The organism is Mycolicibacterium sp. XJ2546 (genome assembly GCF_053483195.1).
In genome coordinates, this window is the sequence record NZ_JBEFRW010000007.1 from 161546 (window position 1) to 181779 (window position 20234).

Here is a 20234-nt window from a genome sequence, read left to right on the forward strand (position 1 = left end):
TCACACGAGCGATAACTCGCTTTCAATTCGTGTTCTCATGAGCAATCCGACCGCACGCATGCGCCGGGCGCCGCGCCAGGAGCGGTCCCGGATGATGGTCGAGCGCATCCTCGACGCCGGCGAGCAGGTGTTGATGGCGCACGGCTTCGACGGTGCGTCCACCAACCGCATCGCCGCCGCGGCGGGTATCAGCCCGGGCTCGCTCTATCAGTACTTCCCCAACAAGGACGCCATCGCGGGTGCGGTCATCGACCGGTTCAGCGATCACCTGGCGGCGCGGGTGGCCGCCAGGGTCTCCGAGCGGCTGAACCAGCCGGCCCCCGACTACGTCCGGGAGTCGATCGGCGCGCTGCTCGACGCGCTCGACGTGCACCCGGAATTTCTGCGCGCGTTGATGGAGCACACCCCGCGGTTGGGCGCCGAAAGCAAACTCGTCGCCTTCGAACAGCGCATCGGCGAGCTGACCATGGCCTATCTGACGATCAACCAGAACCAGGTCAGACCGAATGCGCCGCTGGGCACCGCGGCGTGGATGCTGGTCCGGATGGTCGAGCACCTGTGCATCCGCTACATCCTCGATCAGCCGCCGATCCAGCGCGAGAAGTTCATCGACGAGATCACGCTGATGGCGCTGAACTACCTACGGCCGTGGCCCACTCCGCCGCAAGACTGCTTCGCCCCGCCGCGTTGAGAAGCAACGCGAACGCGAGTTGAACGCGAGCTTCTGCTCGTGTCAGCATTCTCGACTGGTAGCTGCGGTGGGTATTCGCCAATTCGGCAGACTCGGGATTAGTTAATGTGCATACTCATCAGCACTGAGGTGGGATCACTGAAGCCCAGGGTGGACCACCGGGGCGGTCGGTCACGCCGGTTCGGCGAAGTCAAGTGAATATGCTGCATCTGTCCGCAGACAAAGCGTTGCGGCGAACACGGACGTGAGGCATTAAGTTAATGGCGATTCGTAGCTATGGCACGTAGTGACAGCGTCGAAGTCATCGGCGACTGGGCAGGTGGCTACGTCAAACGTCACCCGCTGGCTTCGCTGGCGACCGCCGGTGATCAGTTCGTCCTTGGTGTGCGGACGGTGCAGTTCTTCTTCGTCGACCTGTTCACCGGCCGGTTCCAGTGGCAGGAGTTCATCCGGCAGGGCGCGTTCATGGCCGGCACGGCCGTGCTGCCGACGGTACTCGTGGCATTGCCGATCGGCGTCACGCTCTCCATTCAGTTCGCGCTGCTGGCCGGGCAGGTCGGTGCGACCTCGCTGGCCGGCGCCGCCAGCGGGTTGGCCGTCATCCGGCAGGCGGCGTCGCTGACCGCCGCGATCCTGATGGCCGCGGCCGTCGGCTCGGCGATCACCGCCGATCTCGGGTCCCGCAAGATGCGCGACGAGACCGACGCGATGGAGGTCATGGGCGTTTCGGTGATCCGGCGCCTCGTGGTCCCGCGGTTCGCCGCCGCGATCATGGTCGGCGTCGCCCTGACCGGCGTCGTGTGCTTCGTCGGGTTCCTCGCGAGCTACCTGTTCAACGTGTACTTCCAGAACGGCGCCCCGGGCAGCTTCGTGGCCACCTTCGCGGCGTTTACGACGACGGGCGACATGATCGTGGCCCTGGTGAAGGCGGTCATCTTCGGCGCGATCGTCGCCGTGGTGTCCTGTCAGAAGGGGATGTCCACCCAGGGCGGGCCCACCGGTGTCGCGAACTCGGTCAACGCCGCCGTGGTCGAATCGATCCTCATCCTCATGGTCGTCAACGTCGCGGTCAGCCAGCTCTACATCATGTTGTTCCCGCGGGTGGGGCTCTGATGGCGTCGACGTTCGTCCCGCCGGTCCTGGCGCCGTTTGTCCGGCTCTACGACAAGGCCACACCGCCGATCGCGCGGCTCGGCCACATGCTGGTGTTCTTCGCACGCGCAATCGCGGCGATCCCGGTGGCGCTGCGGCACTATCGCGCCGAGTTCGTCCGCCTGCTGTCCGACATCGCGTGGGGCAACGGCTCGCTGGTGGTCGGTGGCGGAACCGCTGGCGTGGCGATCGTCCTCGGCATCACCGTCGGCGCGCTCGTCGGCATCGAGGGTTACAACTTCCTCGATCTGCTGGGGCTGGGCCCGGCGACCGGCATCATCTCCTCGCTGGTGAACACCCGCGAACTGGCGCCGATCGCGTTGTCGTTGGCGTTCGCCACCCAGGCCGGCTGCCGGTTCACCGCGCAGCTGGGCTCGATGCGGATCTCCGAGGAGATCGATGCGTTGGAGTCGCTGGCGATCCGGCCCATCCCGTACCTGGTGACCACCCGGCTGATGGCTTCGGTGGTCGTCGTGATTCCGCTCTACGTGGTGTGTTTGGCGGTCAGCTATCTGACGACACAGCTTGTGGTTCAAGTGATCAGCGGCGGAGCGACCGGGTCGTACCTGCACTACTTCACGTTGATGCTGTCGGGCCAAGACATGTTCTACTCGTTGCTCAAGGCGATCATCTTCGTGTGGATCGCCACGACGATCCAGTGCTACTACGGCTTCTACGCCGCAGGCGGACCCGAGGGTGTCGGGGTGGCCGCCGGACACGCCATGCGGGCCAGCATCACGGTGGTGATCATCGTGAACATGCTGCTCACCATGGCGCTGTGGAATGTTGACTCCGGAGCAAGGTTCGGGGGATAGTGCCGAACTCCTTCGACCTGGACGGCCGCGGCCCCACCGATCGCCAGTTGATCGGTGCGGGGATCGTCGTTGTTCTTGTGGCCGCGCTGATTACGGGCACGTTGTTGGTCAAGTCGACGGGGCGGCTCGATCCGTTCGTTCGCGTGGTGGCGAACCTGGTCAACGTCGGCGACGGGTTGCCGCAACGGTCGGACGTGAAGTACCACGGCGTGCTCGTCGGCGCCGTCGAAAGCGTTACGCCGGCCGCCCACGGCGAACCCAACTACGTCCACATCAACCTCGACCCGCACTACGCGAAGTCGATACCGGCCACCGTCACCGCACGAGTGGTGCCCAGCAACGTGTTCGCGGTGTCGTCGGTGCAGCTTGTGGATCACGGCGGCGGGCCGCCAAATGGTGGGAGCGGCGGGCCGCCAAATGGTGGGAGCGGCGGGCCGCCAAATGGTGGGAGCGGCGGGCCGCCAAATGGTGGGAGCAATGGGCCGCCGATACAGGCGGGTGCGCACATCCCGGAGGACACCGAGCTGCCCACCGTGTTGTTCCAGACGACGATCAGCAAGCTGCGCGACATCCTGGCCGCCACCGGTCGCGGCCGCGAGGACAAGACGGTGGGCATCCTGGCCGCGGTGAACGAGGCCACCGAGGATCGCCGCACGGAGCTGTTGGCCAGCGGCGCGCAGCTCAACCGGCTGGTCGAGGAGGTCGACGCGATCGTCGCGAAAGACCCCGGGCCGACCACGGTTTCGGCGCTCATCGACGCCACCAGGGGTCTGCGTTCGACGGCACCGGAGTTGATTGACGCGCTGCACATGGCCGTCGAGCCGATGCAGACCCTGGTGGAGCAGCGCGCACAACTCGACGCGTTGGTCACCGGCGGTCTGCACACCGTGGGAACTACGCACACTGCGCTGAACAACCACACCGACCGGATGGTCAAAATCACCTCCGAGCTGACCCCGGTCATGGGAGTTCTGGCCGACACCTCACAACACTGGCTGCCGGCGTTCGTCAAGCTAAACGGCTTGTCCGACAAGTTCTTCGAAGAGGTGTGGCGGCCCGAGCGCAATGTCGGCAACATGCGGATGAACCTCTCGTTCACGCCGACCTACACCTACACCCGAGCAGATTGCCCGCGCTACGGCGAGTTGAAGGGCCCGAGTTGCTACACCGCGCCGCTGGTGGTCACCCGGCCCGAGTTGCCCGACGTGTTGCTGCCGCAGAACTATCAACCGCCCAAGGACCTGGCGCCCCCACCGGGCACGGTCCTCGGGGAAAGCGGGAACCTGGTCGCGGTGGGTCCGCCGCTGGTGAACCCGAATCCGAGCTTGGCGGATCCGAATCCGCCGCTGCCGTCGTGGATGTCACCCGCACCGCCGGTACCGGGCACGGCCAACGACGCGCTCGTGCCGATCCCACCGCCTGCGGTGAACCAGTCCCCGTTGGCGCCGGTGGCACCCAAACCGGGCGATCCGCCGCCTGCCCCGGCGCCGCCACCGTCCGCACCCGGGCCGGTGCCGCTGCCCGCTGAAGCCGCGCCCGCGTCATTCGGCGGCAACGTCGGTCCGGTCGGCAGCACGCAGGAACGCGCGGCGCTCAGCGTCATCACCGGCCAACCGGCCACCGCGGCAACGCAATTGCTGCTTGGCCCGGTGGCGCGCGGGACCACGGCCTCGTCGGCAGAACCGACCGCGACAGCGGAGCCCCGATGAAGTCCCGCGGCGCACTGATCGGGCTGTCGCTGTTCATGGTGGTGGCGATGGTGTTGACGTGGCTGGTTTACGTCACGCTGCGCCGTGACGTGTCCGGGGCGACGACGCCGTACGCGGCGGTGTTCACCGACGTGTTCGGGTTGCGCGAGGGCGACGACGTGCGGATGGCCGGTGTGCGTGTCGGCCGGGTGGAAAGCATTGACCTGGACGGCAAACATGCCAAGGTGTCGTTCGTGGTGCAGAGCGACCAGCAGCTGCTGGGCACCACGGTCGCCTCGGTGACGTACCAGAATATCGTCGGGCAGCGGTATCTCGGGCTGTCGCTGGGCAGCATGGGCGAGCCGGAGCCGCTGCCGCCGGGCAGCGTCATCCCCGTCGAACAGACCGACCCGTCGTTTGACGTCGGCAGGTTGCTCAACGGATACGAGCCGCTGTTCAGCGTGCTCGACCCGCGCCACGCCGACAACCTCACCAAGGGCGTCATCCAGTCGCTGCAGGGCGACCAGGGGTCGATGACCGCCCTGGTCGACCAGACCGCGCAGCTGACCGACGCGTTCGCCGGGCAGGACGAGGATCTCGGCGGGGTGATCACCGACCTCAACCTGGTGGTCGCCAACCTCGCCAGACACAACGACGATCTCGACCACATCGTCGGTGAGGCCCAGTCCGTGGTGTCGACGTTCGATGCGCGACGACCCCAGCTCGTGGAGTCGATGGGCTCGATGGCGAAGGTGGTGCGTCAGCTCTCGACGATCTCCGACGAGGTGTACCCGCCGCTGAACGAACTCGTCCAGCGCCAACCGGGATTCGCCAAGCACATGCTCGGGATCGAACCGCAACTGGCGTTCGTCGGCGCCAACCTGCCGCTGATGCTCAAGGGGTTCGCGCGGATCACCAGCGAGGGCACCTACGCCAACGCCTACGCGTGCAACCTCGACGGCACCGCGTTCTTCCCGGGGCTCAACGATGTGACCCCGATCGTCGTCGCGGCGGCCACTCCTGGAAACAAAGCCCGCTACACCCCCAAGTGCAGGTCGATGGCCAATGGCTAAGCGAATATTCAAGGGTCGGCGCCCGCTGGAAAGCTACAGCAAGACGTGGCTGGGGGTCGTGGCGGTCGTGATGGTCTCGGTGCTCGTCGGGGCACTGCTGCTGGTCAGGGTCGCCGATTTCGGCTACCGCCACTACACCGCGCATTTCCTGCAGGCCGCCGCGCTGCAACCGGGCAACCCGATCACGGTGGCAGGCATTCCGGTGGGCGAGGTCAAAAGCATGGAGCTCAAAGGAACCTACGTCGAGGCGGGGTTGAAGGTCCGCGACGACGTCGTGCTGGGAGAGGACTCCCGCGCCTCGATCATGATCACCACTATCCTCGGATCGCGCTACCTCGCGCTGTACCCCGACGGCCCAGGGTCGTTGCCGGACAACACGTTCGACATCACCCACACCGAGGTGCCCTACGACTTGCAGGAGGCGCTCTCCGACGTCACCACCACCTATGAGCAGGTCGACTCCGATCAGTTCGCCGAGACGCTGGCGATCCTCGGAACACAACTGGAGACGCTGCCCCCGGTCGTACCGCAGGCGCTGGAGAACACCCACACGCTGTCGACGATCATCGCCGAGCGCCGCGACCAGTTGGGGGAACTGCTCAAGACCACCGAGATGGTCAGCACCACCCTGCGCCGCCAACAGACGACGATCGGCAACCTGGTCAACCAGGGCAACTCGTTGCTCGGCGAGTTCGTCGCACGCCGCGCCACCTTCCACGCGATGATGGATGCGCTCACCAACCTCGTGGAAACGTTGAGTGGCATCGTCATCGACGATCGCCCCGAATTGGAGGAACTGCTGAGCAATCTGCGTGAGCTGTCCAGCCTGCTCGCCAAGAACGACGACATGGTGCGCAGCATCCTGCAGTCCGGGCCGATCGCCTTGCGCGGCATCGCCAACATCTCCGGCACCGGCAACGCGATCGACTTCAACGCCTCCAGCGGCCTTCTGGTCGACTCCTGGATGTGCGCGATCAGCGGGCGTGCCAAGCAGTTCGGGATGATCGAGTACTACCAGGACTGCAAATGAGAACCGCCAGAAGTCGGATCATCGCGATCGTGGCCGTCGCTGCCGTCGCGGCGCTGGTACTCGCGGTCGTGGTGGCGAAGTTCGCCAAGGACCAGCTCGACACCATCACCGTCACCGCGCAATTCGACAGCGCGGCCGGCCTTTACGAAGGCAATGTGGTCGCCGTGCTCGGGATGCCGGTCGGCAAGGTCACCAAGATCACTCCGAAGGGCGGCTACGTCGAGGTCGACTTCACCGTCGACCAGGATGTGAAGGTGCCCGCCGACGTGCAGGCGGCCACCATCTCGAACTCGATCCTGACCGACCGTCAGATCGAGTTGACTCCGCCGTATCAGGACGGCCCCACCCTGCAGAACCACGACACCATCGGCTTGAACCGCACCCGCACACCGGTCGAATTCGCGCAGGTGCTCAATGTTCTCGACAAGCTCGCCGTCTCGCTGCGCGGTGACGGAAAGGGCAACGGGCCGATCGCCGACGTGGTCGACGCCAGCGCCGCCATCGTCGACGGTAATGGCCAGCAGATGAAGGATGCGCTGGGGGAGCTGTCGAATGCGTTGCGGCTCAGCTCGGATCGCGGGACGGTGACCAAGGATCAGTTGACCACGATCGTGCGCAACGTGAGTTCGCTGTCGGAGGCCGCGGCCCGCAACGACGAGATGATGCGCGAGTTCGGTTCGTCGATACGGGCATTGAGTCAGATCCTCGCCGACGAGAGGCTGGGCAGCGGGACCACCGGCAAGAAGATCAACGAGGTGCTGACCCACACCGGTGAGGTGTTGGATGCGCACCGCGAAACCATCAAGGAGTTGGTCGCCAACGGCGACGTGGTGTTGAACACCGCCGTCGACCACGAGCGCGATCTGAAGGAGTTCCTCGACGTCGCGCCGATGACGCTGGACAACCTGTACAACGTCGCCGACCAGAAGAACGGCGCGCTGCGGGTCAAGGTGGTCACCGACAAGGTGTTGTTCGATAACCAGCTGATCAAGGAGGTCTGCAACATGATGGGCCTGCGCCAGCTCGGTTGCAGCACAGGCACCGTGCAGGACTTCGGACCGGATTTCGGGCTGACCTACATGCTCGAAGGGCTCGCGGCGATGGGGCAGGAATGATGACGACCGCACGGATCCGCCGACGCCTCGCCGCCGCGCTGGCGATGACGGCCTGCTTGACTGTTTCGGGCTGTGCGACAGACGGTTTGGCTAGCCTGCCGCTGCCCGCACCCAGTGTGGGCGCCGACGGGTACCAGTTGACCGCGGTGTTCTCCAACGCGCTGAACCTGCCCGCGAACGCGAAAGTCAAGCTGGCAGGCGCCGATATCGGCCAGATGGAGTCGATGGTGGCCCGCAACTACACCGCGGTGACCACGCTGCGGATCATGGACGGGGTGCAGTTGCCACAGGGCAGCATCGCCGAATTACGTTCTGCGACACCGCTGGGCGACGTGTTCGTGGCAATCAAACCGCCCGACACGGTCGCGCCGGGCACACCGCTGCTCACCGACGGCGACACGATCGGGCTGGAGTCCACGTCGGCGGCGGCCACCGTCGAATCGGTGTTGGGGTCGGCGGCGATCCTGGTCAACGGCGGTGCGGTGCGCAACTTCACTAACATCATCAACGGGCTGGGCAAGGCGACCGGTGATCAGGGCGAAGCGTTCGGCACCCTCATCCGCAAGACCAACGACACGCTGCGCACACTCAACGGGCGGTCCGAACAGATCTCGACGGCGATGACCGAGACCTCCCGGCTGTCCAGTGAGATCGCGGCCAAGAACCAGGCGCTCAGCGACGTGATGGCACAGGCACGTCCGGCCACCGACACCCTGGCGGTCCACACCACCCAGATCGCCGACCTCGTCGAGCAACTCGGCGGCGTCTCCGGTCAGATGCGCAAGTTCCCGTCCATCGCCGGCACCGACACCAGCGGCCGCAGCGTGATCGCCGACGCCAACACCATTGCGGACGCGTGGAACGACGTCGCGCTGGCCCCGGACGCCACGCTCTATGCGCTCAACCGGCTGATGCCGCCGTTCATCAAAACCATGACGAGCAACGCGATTGCGTTGGATGCCAGCGTCGACCGGTTGGTGCTGGGATCCATCCCCGACATCGGATACGCCGGTGATCCCGGGTTACACGGCCCGAAGCGGCACAACTGGCATCAGCTCGTCGGCACGTTGAAGTACACGTTGTGGCGGCTGCAGGAGAGGGTGGTCGGGAAGGGCCCCGGCGTACCGCAGGTCCCGGTGATCCCCAGCCCGACCGAGCCCGGCGAGATCATCGTCGCCCCAGGGGCTTCCAGCGCCGCCCCGCCGCCACCCGAGTCGCCCCACGGACCGCCGCCGCCGGCTGCGCCGTTACCTGCGGAGGCGCCACGATGATCGGCACCGTCGCAGATCGGGTCGTCGACGTCGTCCGGTACGGCTACCGGCGCCGCGCCTGGCTGTCCTCGCTCGGACTGGTCATGACGTTGGTGGTCGCGACCGCGTATCTGATGTTCGGGGCGCTGCGGGTGAACCCGTTCGCGTCCAGCTACCAGTTGACCGTCGCGTTGCCCGAGTCGGCCGGGCTGTTGCCCAACCAGGACGTGACGTTGCGGGGTGTGCAGATCGGTCGGGTCGAGCGGCTCGACATCACCCCCGATGGCGTGCACGCGGTCGTGAACGTCAAGTCGACGGTGCAGATCCCGGAGTCGGCGGACGTGCGGGTGTCGGGGTTGTCGCCGGCCGGTGAGCAGTACATCGACTTCGTTCCCGAAGGAGAGTCGGGCCCGTACCTGGCCGACGGCGCCGTGATCGGTCAGGATCGGGCCACCGTTCCGGTCAGCCTGGCCGAGTTGCTGGCCAACGCCGACGGCGCGCTGGCTCAGGCCGACACCGACAAGCTCGAACTCATCCGCAAAGAGCTGAGCATGAGCGAAGCCGGACCGCAGAAACTCGCCGACATCGTCGACGGCGGCACGTTCCTGTTGTCCACCCTGGACTCGGTGCTGCCCGAGACCAGTTCCCTGTTGCGGACCAGCCAAGTGGTGTTCACGATGGTCGCCGACAAGAACGCCGGAATCGACGTCGCCTCAGACAATCTCAGCGAGAGCTTCGCCGGCATCAACAAAATGCGCGACGGTTATCGCCGACTCACCGACCAGACGCCGAAAACCCTGACACAGGTCGACAACCTGTTCGTCGACAACTCCGACACCATGGTGCAGCTGCTGGGCAACCTGACCACCACGTCGCGGCTGCTCTATCTGCGGGTGCCCGCGCTCAACGCGCTGTTCCCGGACTACCGCACCTCGGTGCTGGATGCGCTGGGCGCCGCGATGCACGACGGCGGGCTGTGGGGAACCGCGGAGATCTATCCGCGCTACACCTGCGACTACGGCACACCGAAGCTGCCGCCGTCGGCGGCGGACTACCCGGAGCCGTTCATGTACACCTACTGCCGCGACGACCATCCCGGCGTCCTGGTCCGCGGGGCGAAGAACGCGCCGCGGCCCGCCGACGACCACACCGCCGGGCCGCCGGCCGGCGCCGACCTCGGCCGGCAGACCGATCCAACCCCGAAGGGGCGCTACACGATCCCGACGCCCTACGGTGGCCCGACTCTACCCATCGAGCCGCCCCGCTGACCCGAGCCTGTCCGCTAGGAGATGATGATGTCCGTGAGTACCGACAAAACCGACAGCGACCGCGAGGCCGAAGACGTCGAGGAGCCCAAGGAATCTAACGAACCCGAGGAATCCGAGGACGCTGCCGCCGACTCCGAGGCCCAGGGCGACGACGACAGCGTTGCAGGTGGTGACGACGAACAGCGCACCGCCCGCGACTGGCGCCGCCACGTGCTGCGGGGCGCGGTGGTGGCGGCATTCGTCGTGGTGCTGGCGGCCGCCGGATACCTGGGTTGGCAGCTTTGGCAGGAGCGTCAGGTCGCGCAGGCCGGACAGGACGCGCGGCAGGCCGCGACCGACTACGCGCAGGTGTTGACCAGCATCGACTCGGCGAAGGTCGACGAGAACTTCGACGCGGTGCTCGACGGGGCCACCGGTGAGTTCAAAGACATGTACTCGCAGTCCAGCGAGCAGTTGCGCCAGCTGCTGATCGACAACAAGGCCTCGGCGCACGGCGTCGTCCTGGAATCGGCCGTGCAGTCGGCGACCAAGGACAAGGCGGTCATCCTGCTGTTCGTCGACCAGTCGGTCACCAACACCAACGTGCCCGACCCGCGCATCGACCGCAGCCGCATCAAGATGACCATGGAACACGTCGACGGGCGTTGGCGCGCAAGTAAAGTCGAACTGCCATGATGCGCCTGGCGAGTGCGGTCGCCGCCTCGCTGGTCACCGCCACGCTGGTCACCGCTCCGGCCGCGAACGCGTCGGCACCCTCGTTCTGCGGTGAGCTGGGCGGACAGTGGGACGGGCAGTTCTGTACGACATCGGTGGTGTCGGAGCGCAATGCGGTCCGAAACATCAAAATGGCGCTGCCCGGCGATCTTGTGCAGAACCCCGTGATTCGGGAGTACCTCACCAACCTGATGAACAACTGGCGCAATGCGGCCAAGAAGATGGTCCAGAACAGCTTCGGAGAGCAGCACTTCCAGATCTTTCAGCATGGCGAGGCGATGACGGTCGTCTTCCACGAGATGTACTCGGGTACGGTCGGTACCGACGCCCTGGCGCATCCGAACGCGCCCATCGTCAGCGACGCCTACCGCACCTTCACCTTCGCCGGTGGGCGGCAGTTGCAGATGGCCGATCTGTTCAAACCCGGTGTCGACCACCTCGCCGAGATCCCGCGCCTCGGTGCGCCATTCATCGTCGCTGCCCTCGATGCCGCGCCGCCGCCGCACCAGGCCGGCACCTACCCGTTCACCCCGGACCGCTGGACCCCGGACAAGGTGTACTCCGGCGCCTACAAGGCGTGGGCGCTGACGCCCGACGAACTGCTCATCTACATGCCGGACTACCCGGTGGCCCGCGACCGTCCGATCAACTTCACCCCGGGGCTCATGCAGTGGTCGATGGACGGCGGCACCGTACAGGCCCATATCCCGCTCGCGGCGTTGGCGCCGATCCTGCGGCCCGAATTCGGCGGTGTCTAGCCATGTTTCGATGGGTGGCGATGCTGGCGGTCGGGCTTCTGCTCGTCACGGCCCCGCCCAGCCATGCCGAGGCCGAGCCGACATTGCCGGTGTTCACCCCGTACCCGTCGGACTGGCAGCCCGACTACACCGTGTTCCCGTACAACCTGTGGCAGATCCGTGTCACGCCCGAACAGATCACCGCGCAACGTGAGTCGTGCCAGTGGTTCAACGCCCAGTACGACCAGCTGATGGGGCAGGTGTACGGGTTCCAGCGTTTCCTGGCTGATCAAGGTGACGACTGGTCGAAACCGGGAGTGACCGAGGCCGGTGACGTCGTCGCCGCCAACCTCGACCAATCCGCCGCCTTCCTGGACCCCCGCGCGCATACGCTGTTCATCATCAACTATCCGGACCAAAGCGAGTATTCGCCGCTGTTTCACGGGGATTCGATCTACCGGCTCTGGTACCAATTCACCCAGATCAGCGACAAGATCTCCAAGCGGCTGCCGGCCGGGCAGATCAACGCCAACATCGCGACCGGCAACGTGTACGGCACCGTGATCCGCGATTCCGGGGTGTGCGCGGGCGCCTGACCGGCATAAGAGGAAATCAACCCAGCTTGTCGGCCTCCGCGCGCGCTTGCGCGGCGAGCTTCTCGGCCAGCTCGGCCTTCCACCGGATCTCCTTCTTGACCCACGGGTTGTCCTGCGGAAACTCCTCGGTCTCGGCGACCCGGCGCACCTCGATCTTGACGCCCTTGCCCAGCGGAACCTTCGTCGCCCACCGCTTGGCCTCCTCCTTCGACGACACCTCAAGGATCCAAAACCCGTTGAACAGCTCGTTTTCGGGGTAGGGGCCGTCGGTGACCACCGGCGGATCGGAGTCGAAGTCGACGACGAAACCCTCCTCGGGTCCGGTCAGTCCCTCGCCGGCGCGCAGCACGCCGGCGTTGATCAGTTCCTCGTTGAAGCGGCCCATCGACTCGAGGATGTCGTCGAAGTCGATATCGGCCTCGGCCATCGCGGCCTCGGCAGCGGGGGTGGACCGCATGACCAGCATGTAACGCGCCATTGGGGTGTCTCCTTCGGGTCGTGCGTTCGGTTACCTAAAGACCGACACGTCCCGACGGGATTTCTCATCGCATTTTCCCCGCGGCTGCAAAGATGACCGGATGCCGACCGCTGACCTGGTCATTCGAGGGACCATCCTGACCGTCGACGAACACCGACCCACCGCCGGGGCGATCGCGGTCGCCGACGGCCGCATCGTCGCCGTCGGCGCCAACTCCGACGTCGCATCCTGGGTCGGGCCGCAAACCCGCCAGCTCGACGTCGACGGCGCCGTGATGCCGGGATTCGTTGAGGCCCACGGACATCCGTTGATGGAAGCGATGGTGCTCTCAGATGCCATGGCCGACATCCGGCCGGTGACCCTGCCCGACGCCGACGCGGTCGTCGCGTCGATCCGTGCCGAGGTCGCCTCCCGCGGCGCCGACGGCGCCTACCTCAACGGCTGGGATCCGCTTCTGCAGCACGGGCTTCCAGACCCCACGCTGGACTGGCTGAACGCCATGGCGCCCGAGCACCCGCTGGTGATCGTGCACAACTCCGGGCATAAGGCGTACTTCAACACCGCCGCCGCGGACCGGGCAGGTCTGACCCGCCACACCCCAGATCCCAAGGGCGCCAGCTACGGCCGCGACGCCGACGGCGAACTCGACGGCACCGCCGAGGAGATCGGCGCGGTGTTCTCGCTGCTGACCGATGCTATCCAGCCCAGTGACTACCCCGCGATGCTGCGCGCCGAACTGGCCCGGCTCAACCGCGCCGGTCTGACCACCTGCTCGGAGATGGCGTTCGACCCGACGCTTCGACCCCTCGTAGAGCAGATGCGCGACGAGCTCACCGTGCGGCTGCACCTCTATGAGATCTCCAACGCCGAGATGGCCACCGACGTGGCGCCCGATAACGGTGATGACCTGTTGCGCCAAACCGGAATCAAGATCTGGGTCGACGGCTCACCGTGGATCGGCAACATCGACCTGACGTTTCCGTACCTGGACACCGACGCCACCCGCACCATCGGCGTCGTACCGGGATCATGCGGCTGCGCCAACTACACCTCCGAGCAGCTGACCGAGATCGTCGGCGCCTACTTCCCGCGCGGCTGGCAGCTGGCCTGCCACGTGCACGGCGACGCCGGTGTCGACACCATCCTCGACGTCTACGAAGACGCGCTGCGCCGACATCCCCGCGCTGATCACCGGCTGCGCCTCGAACATGTCGGCGCCATCCGCCCCGAGCAACTGCAGCGCGCCCACGACCTCGGCGTCACGTGCAGCATCTTCGTCGACCACCTCCACTACTGGGGCGATGTGCTGGTCGACGGCCTGTTCGGCCCCGAGCACGGAAGTCGGTGGATGCCGTGCGGATCGGCGGTGGCCACCGGGATGCGTATTTCGCTGCACAACGATCCGCCGGTGACCCCCGAAGAGCCGCTGCGCAACATCAGCGTCGCGGTCACCCGCACCGCGCCCAGCGGCCGGGTGCTGGGCCCCGAGCAGCGGCTCACCGTCGAGCAGGCGATCCGCGCGCAGACCATCGACGCCGCCTACCAGCTGTTCGCCGACGACGCCGTCGGATCACTCGAGGTCGGCAAGTACGCCGATCTGGTGGTGCTGTCGGCCGACCCGCGTGCGGTGCCGGCCGAACAGATCACCGATCTGGAGGTTCGCGCAACTTTCCTGGCTGGCGCGCAGGTTTATGGCAGGCTCTGAACATGTCTGACCTGCCTGAGCCCCGTTTCCTCGACGAACGAACCGCCCACTGGGCCCAAACCAAGCCGGATGCCGAGGCGATGACGTACCTGGACCGGACCTGGACCTGGGCGCAATGGAACGACCGGGTGCGTCGGCTCGCCGGTGCGCTGACCGAGCGCGGCATCAAACGCGGCGACGTGGTGGCGTTCCTGGACAAGAACCACCCGGCCGGCGTGGAGTTGACGCTGGCGGCCGCCTCGCTGGGCGCGGCCAACGCGCTCATCAACTTCCGGTTGGCCACCGACGAACTCGACTACGTGCTCAACGACTCCGACGCCAAGCTGCTGGTCGTCGGGTCCGAGCTGAAACCGAGCATCGACAAGATCCGCGACCAGCTCACCAACGTCGAGCACATCATCGAGGTGACCCCGGAGGGCGGTGACGGCGACGAGTACGAGGCGATGCTGGCGTCGGCGACCCCGGTGAACCGCGGCGCCGACGTCACACCCGACGACGTGTGCATCATCATGTACTCCTCGGGCACCACCGGCAGGCCCAAAGGCGTTGAGCTCACACAGGCCAACATCATCGCCCACACCGTCAACGCGCACGAGGGCTTCGAGTTCGACGAGGGCGACAAGAGCATGGTGTCGATGCCGCTGTTCCACGTCGGCGGCTCGTCCTACGTTCAGTTCGGCCTGCACGACGGCGTGCCGAGCGTGATGACGCGCGAGGTGGACGGCGCAGCGCTGGCCGGCGCAATTCTGCAGGGCGCCAACAGAACGTTCCTGGTGCCCGCCGTGCTGGCCAAGGTGCTGGAGTCCGGCGAGGACGCGGTGAAACTGTTCGCCGCGCTCAAGACGTTCGCCTACGGCGCGTCGCCGATGCCGCTGCCGCTACTGCGGCAGGCGCTCAAGGCGTGGCCGGACACCGAGTTCATGCAGGTGTACGGGCTCACCGAGGTGTGCGGGGTGATCAGCCACCTGCTGCCCGAGGCGCACCGCGACCCCGGCAGGGAGGAGCGGCTTTCCAGCGCGGGCACGTTGGTGCCCAACGCGCAACTACGCGTCGTCGACCCGGACACGCTGGAGGACGTCCGGCCCGGCGAGCAGGGCGAATTGTGGTTCCGTACACCGCAGTTGATGAAGGGCTACCACAACAAGCCGGAGGCGACCGCCGAGGCGATCACCTCCGACGGCTGGTTCCGCACCGGTGACGTCGGACACGTCGACGAGGGCGGCTACATCTTCGTCGAAGACCGGCTCAAAGACATGATCATCTCCGGTGGGGAGAACATCTACTCCATCGAGGTCGAACGGGTGCTGGCCGAGCATTCCGCCGTCGGCGATGTCGCGGTCATCGGCATACCCGACGAGAAGTGGGGCGAGGTGGTCAAAGCCGTTGTCTCACTTGAGGGCTCGGCTACCCCCGAAGAGCTCATTGCGTGGTGTCGCGAACGGCTGGCAGCCTACAAGTGCCCCAAGAGCATCGATATCACCGACGAGCTGCCGCGCAACCCGACCGGCAAGGTCCTCAAAAAGGAACTGCGCAAACCCTACTGGGAAGGCCGCGACCGCGCGACGGTCTAAGAGCGGCTACTGGCGCACCGGGATCGCGATCTCGTTACGACGGCGAAACGACACTGTCCACGGCGGGTCGTAGAACCAGGACTGCGCCGGTCCGGTCACCTCGATACCGTTGGCGCGCAACGTCTCGGAGAGCTCCTTGGTGCGCGCAGCGACGGCCTGGGCGCTGCGGTCGCCGCTGAACCGCAGTACCGCGACGGTCCCCCCGGGCACGGTTACCAGCCGCACCTCGTCGCCGTCCGGAGTCGGCAGCGTGTCCAGCGTCCACTTCGATGGCATGTAGAACCGGATCGTGGAGTGCTCGCCGTCTCGGGCCTGGGCCACCGGCGCGGTCATCGCAATCGTCTCCTCGCGGTGGTTGCCGCCGAAGATGTAGCCGGCGAGGCGGCGGAACCCGATGTAGCGGGCGCGGTCCTCGTCGGCGGTCACCGTGGTCTCAGCGGCTATCCGCGGACCGTACTTACGGATCTCCACGTCATCGGTGAGCCGGGTGCCCACGTAGTGCGGCTCTTCGGTGCCCACCCGGATACCCACGATCGACAGCACCGATTCCGTGATCTGCACGGGGATCTCGAGCAGCCGCATCATCATTCTCCTTGGTTGCTTGAGATTTTGCCGGTTGGGTAAGGAACTAAACGTCGGCGGTGGGGCAGGATGGACGACGTGGCCGACCTCGACGACATCCTCGACCGTCTGCACGTGGTCGCGCTGCCCATGCGAGTTCGGTTCCGCGGCATCACCGTTCGCGAGGTCGCGCTGATCGACGGGCCGAGCGGGTGGGGTGAATTCGGGGCGTTTCTCGAATACCAGCCGCCCGAGGCCGCGCACTGGCTGGCATCGGCCATCGAGGCCGCCTACCAGCCGTCGCCGCCGACGCACCGTGACCGCATCCCGATCAACGCCACCGTGCCCGCCGTCGGCGCCGCGGCGGTACCGGAGGTGCTGCAGCGCTTTCCCGGGGCGGCCACGGCGAAGGTGAAGGTCGCCGAACCGGGTCAGTCGCTGGCCGACGACGTCGCACGCGTGAACGCCGTGCGCGCGCACGTGCCCACGGTGCGCGTCGACGCCAACGGCGGATGGACGGTCGAGGAGGCGCTCACCGCCGTGGCCGCGTTGACCGCCGACGGTCCGCTGGAGTACCTCGAACAGCCGTGCCCGACGGTCGCGGAGCTCGCCGAGCTGCGCCGCCGCGTCGACGTGCCGATCGCCGCCGACGAGAGCATCCGCAAGGCCGACGACCCCCTGTACGTGGTGCGCGCCGCAGCTGCCGACATCGCGGTGCTCAAGGTGGCCCCGCTGGGTGGCGTCACACGGCTGCTGGACATCGCCGCGCAGATCGACATCCCAATCGTGGTGTCGTCGGCGCTGGACTCGGCCGTGGGTATCGGGCGTGGCCTGCTGGCCGCCGCGGCGCTGCCGGACCTGCGCCACGCGTGCGGGCTGGGCACCGGCGGGTTGTTCGTCGAGGACGTCGCCGAACCTGTGTCGCTCGACGATGGAACGCTGCCGGTGGGGCCGGTCGTCCCGGATCCGGCCCGGCTCGCGGCGCTGGCTGCCCCGCCCGACCGCAGGCAGTGGTGGATCGACCGGATCCGGGCCTGCTACGGCGCCGTGTCCTAATTCGTGGGGTGCACGGCATAGACGCTACGTCTCCGGTGCACAACACTGATTCCGTGCGAACGGTGATCATCCTCGGCTATCCGGGTGTGCAGGCGTTGGACCTGGTCGGCCCGCATGAGGTGTTCACCGGCGCCGCGATGTACCTGCAGGCCGACGGCCGCGAGGGGTACCAGGTGCGCGTCGTCACCGCCGACGGCGAACCGGCGAGGACGGGAACCGGCCTGGCCTTCGTCGCCGAACCCCTGCCCGACCCAAGCCGGCCCGTCGACACCGTGATCCTGCCCGGCGGGTTCGGGGTGGACGACGCCCGCGCCGACCCCGACGTCGTCGCATGGGTGAAGGCCGCCGCGCAGCACGCGCGTCGCGTCGTCAGCGTCTGCACGGGCGCGTTCCTGGCCGCGCAGGCCGGTTTGCTCGACGGCTGTCCGGCCACCACGCACTGGGCGTTCGCGGATCGGCTGGCCCGGGAATTCCCCTCGGTGACCGTCGATCCCGAGCCGATCTTCGTGCGCAGCAGCGAGCGGGTCTGGACCGCGGCGGGGGTCACCGCCGGTATCGACCTGGCGCTGTCGCTCGTGGAGGACGATCACGGCACCGACGTCGCGCAGACGGTGGCGCGCTGGCTGGTGATGTATCTGCGCAGGCCCGGCGGGCAGACGCAGTTCGCCGCGCCGGTGTGGATGCCGCGCGCCAAACGTATGCCGATCCGCACCGTGCAGGAAGCCATCGAGTCCGAACCCGGTGGCCCGCATAGCATTCCGGAGTTGGCGCGGCGCGCCGCGATGAGCCCGCGGCACTTCACCCGGGTGTTCACCGAAGAGGTGGGGGAGGCGCCGGGCGCCTACGTCGAACGGATCCGCACCGAGGCCGCGCGCCGTCAGCTCGAGGAGACCGACGACACGCTCACCGCGATCGCCGCGCGCTGCGGCTTCGGAACCGCGGAAACGTTGCGCCGCAACTTCGTTCGTCGTCTCGGCGTCTCGCCCGATCAGTACCGCAAGACGTTTGCCTAACCGAGGAGAAACAATGCAGATCGCGATCATGGTGTACCCCGGCTACACCGCGCTGGACTTCATCGGGCCCTACGAGGTGCTGCGCAACCTGCCTGACACCGAGGTGCGGTTCGTCTGGCACGAGCCAGGGCCCATCGCAGCGGATTCGGGGGTGCTGCTCATCGGCGCCACGCACTCGTTCGACGAGACGCCCGCACCCGACCTCGTGCTGGTCCCCGGCGGCGGCGCCACATTCGAGCACGCCCGCGACGAGAAGGTGCTCGACTGGGTGCGCCGCGTCCATGAGACGTCCACCTGGACGACGTCGGTGTGCTCGGGGTCGGTGATCCTGGCCGCGGCCGGGCTGCTGGAGGGCCGCCGGGCCACGTCCCACTGGATGGCGTTGCAGACGCTGAAGGCCTTCGGCGTCGAACCGGTCGGCGACCAGCGCATCGTGCGGGAGGGCAAGATCGTGACCGCGGCCGGGGTGTCGGCGGGTATCGACCTGGCGATGTGGCTGTGTGGGCAGATCGGCGGGGAGGCCAAGGCCAAGGCCGTGCAGCTGGTCATCGAATACGACCCGCAGCCGCCGTTCGACTCCGGGCACACCTCCAAGGCGTCGGTGGCCACCAAAGCGGCCGCGACCGCGCTGCTCACCAGGGATATGGTCAAGCAGCACCAGGTGGCGCCGTCGGTCAAGCTGGTGTGGAACGCCGCGCTCAAACGGGCGATTTCGGCGCGCTAACGCCCCGCCAGGGTCCGCGAGCGCGCCGAAATCGCTGAGCGGATGGCGGCGAGAACCCGATGTGGATATTCGACGAGGTCCAACCAGGTGAACCGCAGCACCTGCCACCCGTTCAGGATCAGATAGTTCTGGCGTTTCCGGTCGTACTGGAACGCCTCCTGGTCGCTGTGGAAAGCCCAGCCGTCAACCTCGATGGCGATCTTCAGGACCGGAAACGCGACGTCGATCTTGTACGGGCCGCACGGATGGTTCGCCTTCCATCCGGTGACGCGCGCGTTGCGCAGCTGTGTGAGCAGCAGCCGCTCCGCCTCCGACCGGGCGCCGTCAGACGCCGCATGCAACAGCCGTCGTGCCCGCGGCGAGCCATACCGGCCCTTGTTGCGCAAATGCGCCCGCCACAACTGGTTCAGGGTGACATGGCGCTGCAGGGCGGAGTCCATCAGCTTCACCCCGCCGCCGCGCTGGACGGCGGCTTCGACCACCGTCAGGTCCAACGCCGTCAACCGCATGCCCTCGAGTTCGACGACGTCTGCGGGGCCGAGGTCGCGCCGCCGGACCCGGACGCCGTCACGGCTGCGTCCATGGCTGTTCCGGGGGACTGTCACTTCGACGATCTCGGGTGCGAACCTCGTCAGGTTGTGCCAGAACGCAGCGGTCAGACCGCTTGCCGCGGCGCGCAGGCCGTAACCCCATACCGCCGCGCGGATACGTGCTGCGTCGGTGAACGGCCGGTCTTCGACGAAGTACACCCCAGGCGTGCACCGGCGCCAATGGCCGGACGCCACGTGTCGCTGTACGACTTTGCGGCTCAAGCCGGCGTCGCGGGCCTGGGCGAGCGTGATCACGCCGTCATGGCGGCGCAGGTAGTCATCGATCATGGTGGTTGGACGCGCCCGACGGCCCCGCGGTTCCACTCCCGGTGATTTCGGCGCGTTAACGCCCCGCCACGGGTCATTTCCGCGCCGAAATCACCGCGAAACCGCCACCAAGTACCGTC

The 20234-nt window shown here is 67.0% G+C and carries 20 protein-coding genes; 17 read left to right on the top strand and 3 right to left on the bottom strand.

Going from position 1 to position 20234, the window contains the following annotated elements:
• Positions 1-37 precede the first annotated feature (37 nt).
• The 12 genes from ABQE44_RS14205 (at position 38) to ABQE44_RS14260 (ending at position 12129) form a co-directional block, all read left to right on the top strand.
• Positions 38-691: a TetR/AcrR family transcriptional regulator gene (locus ABQE44_RS14205; RefSeq protein WP_448430384.1), complete on the top strand. Its 654-nt coding sequence runs from the start codon at positions 38-40 to the stop codon at positions 689-691.
• Positions 692-967: 276 nt separating this feature from the next.
• Positions 968-1804, top strand: coding sequence for an MlaE family ABC transporter permease (locus ABQE44_RS14210; RefSeq protein WP_448430386.1), 837 nt, complete (start codon positions 968-970; stop codon positions 1802-1804).
• Positions 1804-2658, top strand: coding sequence for an ABC transporter permease (locus ABQE44_RS14215; RefSeq protein ID WP_448405245.1), 855 nt, complete (start codon positions 1804-1806; stop codon positions 2656-2658). The genes ABQE44_RS14210 and ABQE44_RS14215 overlap by 1 nt, the downstream gene beginning before the upstream one ends.
• Positions 2658-4367 (top strand): MlaD family protein, encoded by a 1710-nt coding sequence (locus tag ABQE44_RS14220; RefSeq protein WP_448430388.1) that lies wholly within the window; start codon positions 2658-2660, stop codon positions 4365-4367. Before ABQE44_RS14215 ends, ABQE44_RS14220 begins: the two co-directional genes overlap by 1 nt.
• The gene (locus ABQE44_RS14225; protein WP_448430390.1) at positions 4364-5419 is read left to right on the top strand and encodes an MCE family protein; all 1056 of its coding nucleotides are present in this window, start codon (positions 4364-4366) and stop codon (positions 5417-5419) included. The genes ABQE44_RS14220 and ABQE44_RS14225 overlap by 4 nt, the downstream gene beginning before the upstream one ends.
• Complete coding sequence (locus ABQE44_RS14230) at positions 5412-6449, top strand: MCE family protein (RefSeq protein WP_448430392.1); 1038 nt, start codon at positions 5412-5414, stop codon at positions 6447-6449. Before ABQE44_RS14225 ends, ABQE44_RS14230 begins: the two co-directional genes overlap by 8 nt.
• Positions 6446-7564: an MCE family protein gene (locus ABQE44_RS14235; RefSeq protein WP_448430394.1), complete on the top strand. Its 1119-nt coding sequence runs from the start codon at positions 6446-6448 to the stop codon at positions 7562-7564. Before ABQE44_RS14230 ends, ABQE44_RS14235 begins: the two co-directional genes overlap by 4 nt.
• Positions 7564-8835, top strand: coding sequence for an MlaD family protein (locus ABQE44_RS14240; RefSeq protein WP_448430396.1), 1272 nt, complete (start codon positions 7564-7566; stop codon positions 8833-8835). The genes ABQE44_RS14235 and ABQE44_RS14240 overlap by 1 nt, the downstream gene beginning before the upstream one ends.
• Positions 8832-10082 (top strand): MlaD family protein, encoded by a 1251-nt coding sequence (locus ABQE44_RS14245; protein WP_448430398.1) that lies wholly within the window; start codon positions 8832-8834, stop codon positions 10080-10082. The genes ABQE44_RS14240 and ABQE44_RS14245 overlap by 4 nt, the downstream gene beginning before the upstream one ends.
• 21 nt (positions 10083-10103) lie before the next feature.
• Positions 10104-10757: an Rv1363c family protein gene (locus ABQE44_RS14250; RefSeq protein ID WP_448430400.1), complete on the top strand. Its 654-nt coding sequence runs from the start codon at positions 10104-10106 to the stop codon at positions 10755-10757.
• Entirely contained in the window at positions 10757-11554 is a 798-nt protein-coding gene (locus tag ABQE44_RS14255) for a mannan-binding protein (protein WP_448430535.1), read from the top strand. Before ABQE44_RS14250 ends, ABQE44_RS14255 begins: the two co-directional genes overlap by 1 nt.
• Before the next feature lie 2 nt (positions 11555-11556).
• Positions 11557-12129 carry a hypothetical protein gene (locus tag ABQE44_RS14260; protein ID WP_448430402.1) on the top strand — a complete coding sequence of 191 codons (573 nt, stop codon included), beginning with the start codon at positions 11557-11559 and terminating at the stop codon, positions 12127-12129.
• 16 nt (positions 12130-12145) lie between these two features.
• On the opposite strand, the gene ABQE44_RS14265 is transcribed toward ABQE44_RS14260, so the two are convergent.
• Positions 12146-12607 carry a YciI family protein gene (locus ABQE44_RS14265; RefSeq protein ID WP_448430404.1) on the bottom strand — a complete coding sequence of 154 codons (462 nt, stop codon included), beginning with the start codon at positions 12605-12607 and terminating at the stop codon, positions 12146-12148.
• A gap of 100 nt (positions 12608-12707) precedes the next feature.
• On the opposite strand from ABQE44_RS14265, the gene ABQE44_RS14270 reads away from it, so the two are divergent.
• Both ABQE44_RS14270 and ABQE44_RS14275 read left to right on the top strand, forming a co-directional pair.
• A complete protein-coding gene (locus ABQE44_RS14270; RefSeq protein ID WP_448430406.1) occupies positions 12708-14312 on the top strand; it encodes an amidohydrolase in 1605 nt (534 codons plus the stop codon).
• Between the two features lie 2 nt (positions 14313-14314).
• Positions 14315-15883: a long-chain-fatty-acid--CoA ligase gene (locus ABQE44_RS14275; RefSeq protein WP_448430408.1), complete on the top strand. Its 1569-nt coding sequence runs from the start codon at positions 14315-14317 to the stop codon at positions 15881-15883.
• A gap of 6 nt (positions 15884-15889) precedes the next feature.
• Here ABQE44_RS14275 and ABQE44_RS14280 read toward each other — a convergent pair whose 3' ends face one another.
• Complete coding sequence (locus tag ABQE44_RS14280; RefSeq protein WP_448392666.1) at positions 15890-16465, bottom strand: SOUL family heme-binding protein; 576 nt, start codon at positions 16463-16465, stop codon at positions 15890-15892.
• Between the two features lie 69 nt (positions 16466-16534).
• On the opposite strand from ABQE44_RS14280, the gene ABQE44_RS14285 reads away from it, so the two are divergent.
• From ABQE44_RS14285 to ABQE44_RS14295, 3 genes are all read left to right on the top strand, one after another.
• Positions 16535-17500 carry an o-succinylbenzoate synthase gene (locus ABQE44_RS14285; protein ID WP_448430410.1) on the top strand — a complete coding sequence of 322 codons (966 nt, stop codon included), beginning with the start codon at positions 16535-16537 and terminating at the stop codon, positions 17498-17500.
• 62 nt (positions 17501-17562) lie between these two features.
• The gene (locus ABQE44_RS14290; RefSeq protein WP_448392665.1) at positions 17563-18513 is read left to right on the top strand and encodes a GlxA family transcriptional regulator; all 951 of its coding nucleotides are present in this window, start codon (positions 17563-17565) and stop codon (positions 18511-18513) included.
• A gap of 13 nt (positions 18514-18526) precedes the next feature.
• The gene (locus tag ABQE44_RS14295) at positions 18527-19237 is read left to right on the top strand and encodes a DJ-1/PfpI family protein (RefSeq protein WP_448392214.1); all 711 of its coding nucleotides are present in this window, start codon (positions 18527-18529) and stop codon (positions 19235-19237) included.
• On the opposite strand, the gene ABQE44_RS14300 is transcribed toward ABQE44_RS14295, so the two are convergent.
• Complete coding sequence (locus ABQE44_RS14300) at positions 19234-20115, bottom strand: DUF559 domain-containing protein (protein ID WP_448430412.1); 882 nt, start codon at positions 20113-20115, stop codon at positions 19234-19236. The two genes, ABQE44_RS14295 and ABQE44_RS14300, sit on opposite strands and share 4 nt — an antisense overlap.
• Positions 20116-20234: the final 119 nt, after the last annotated feature.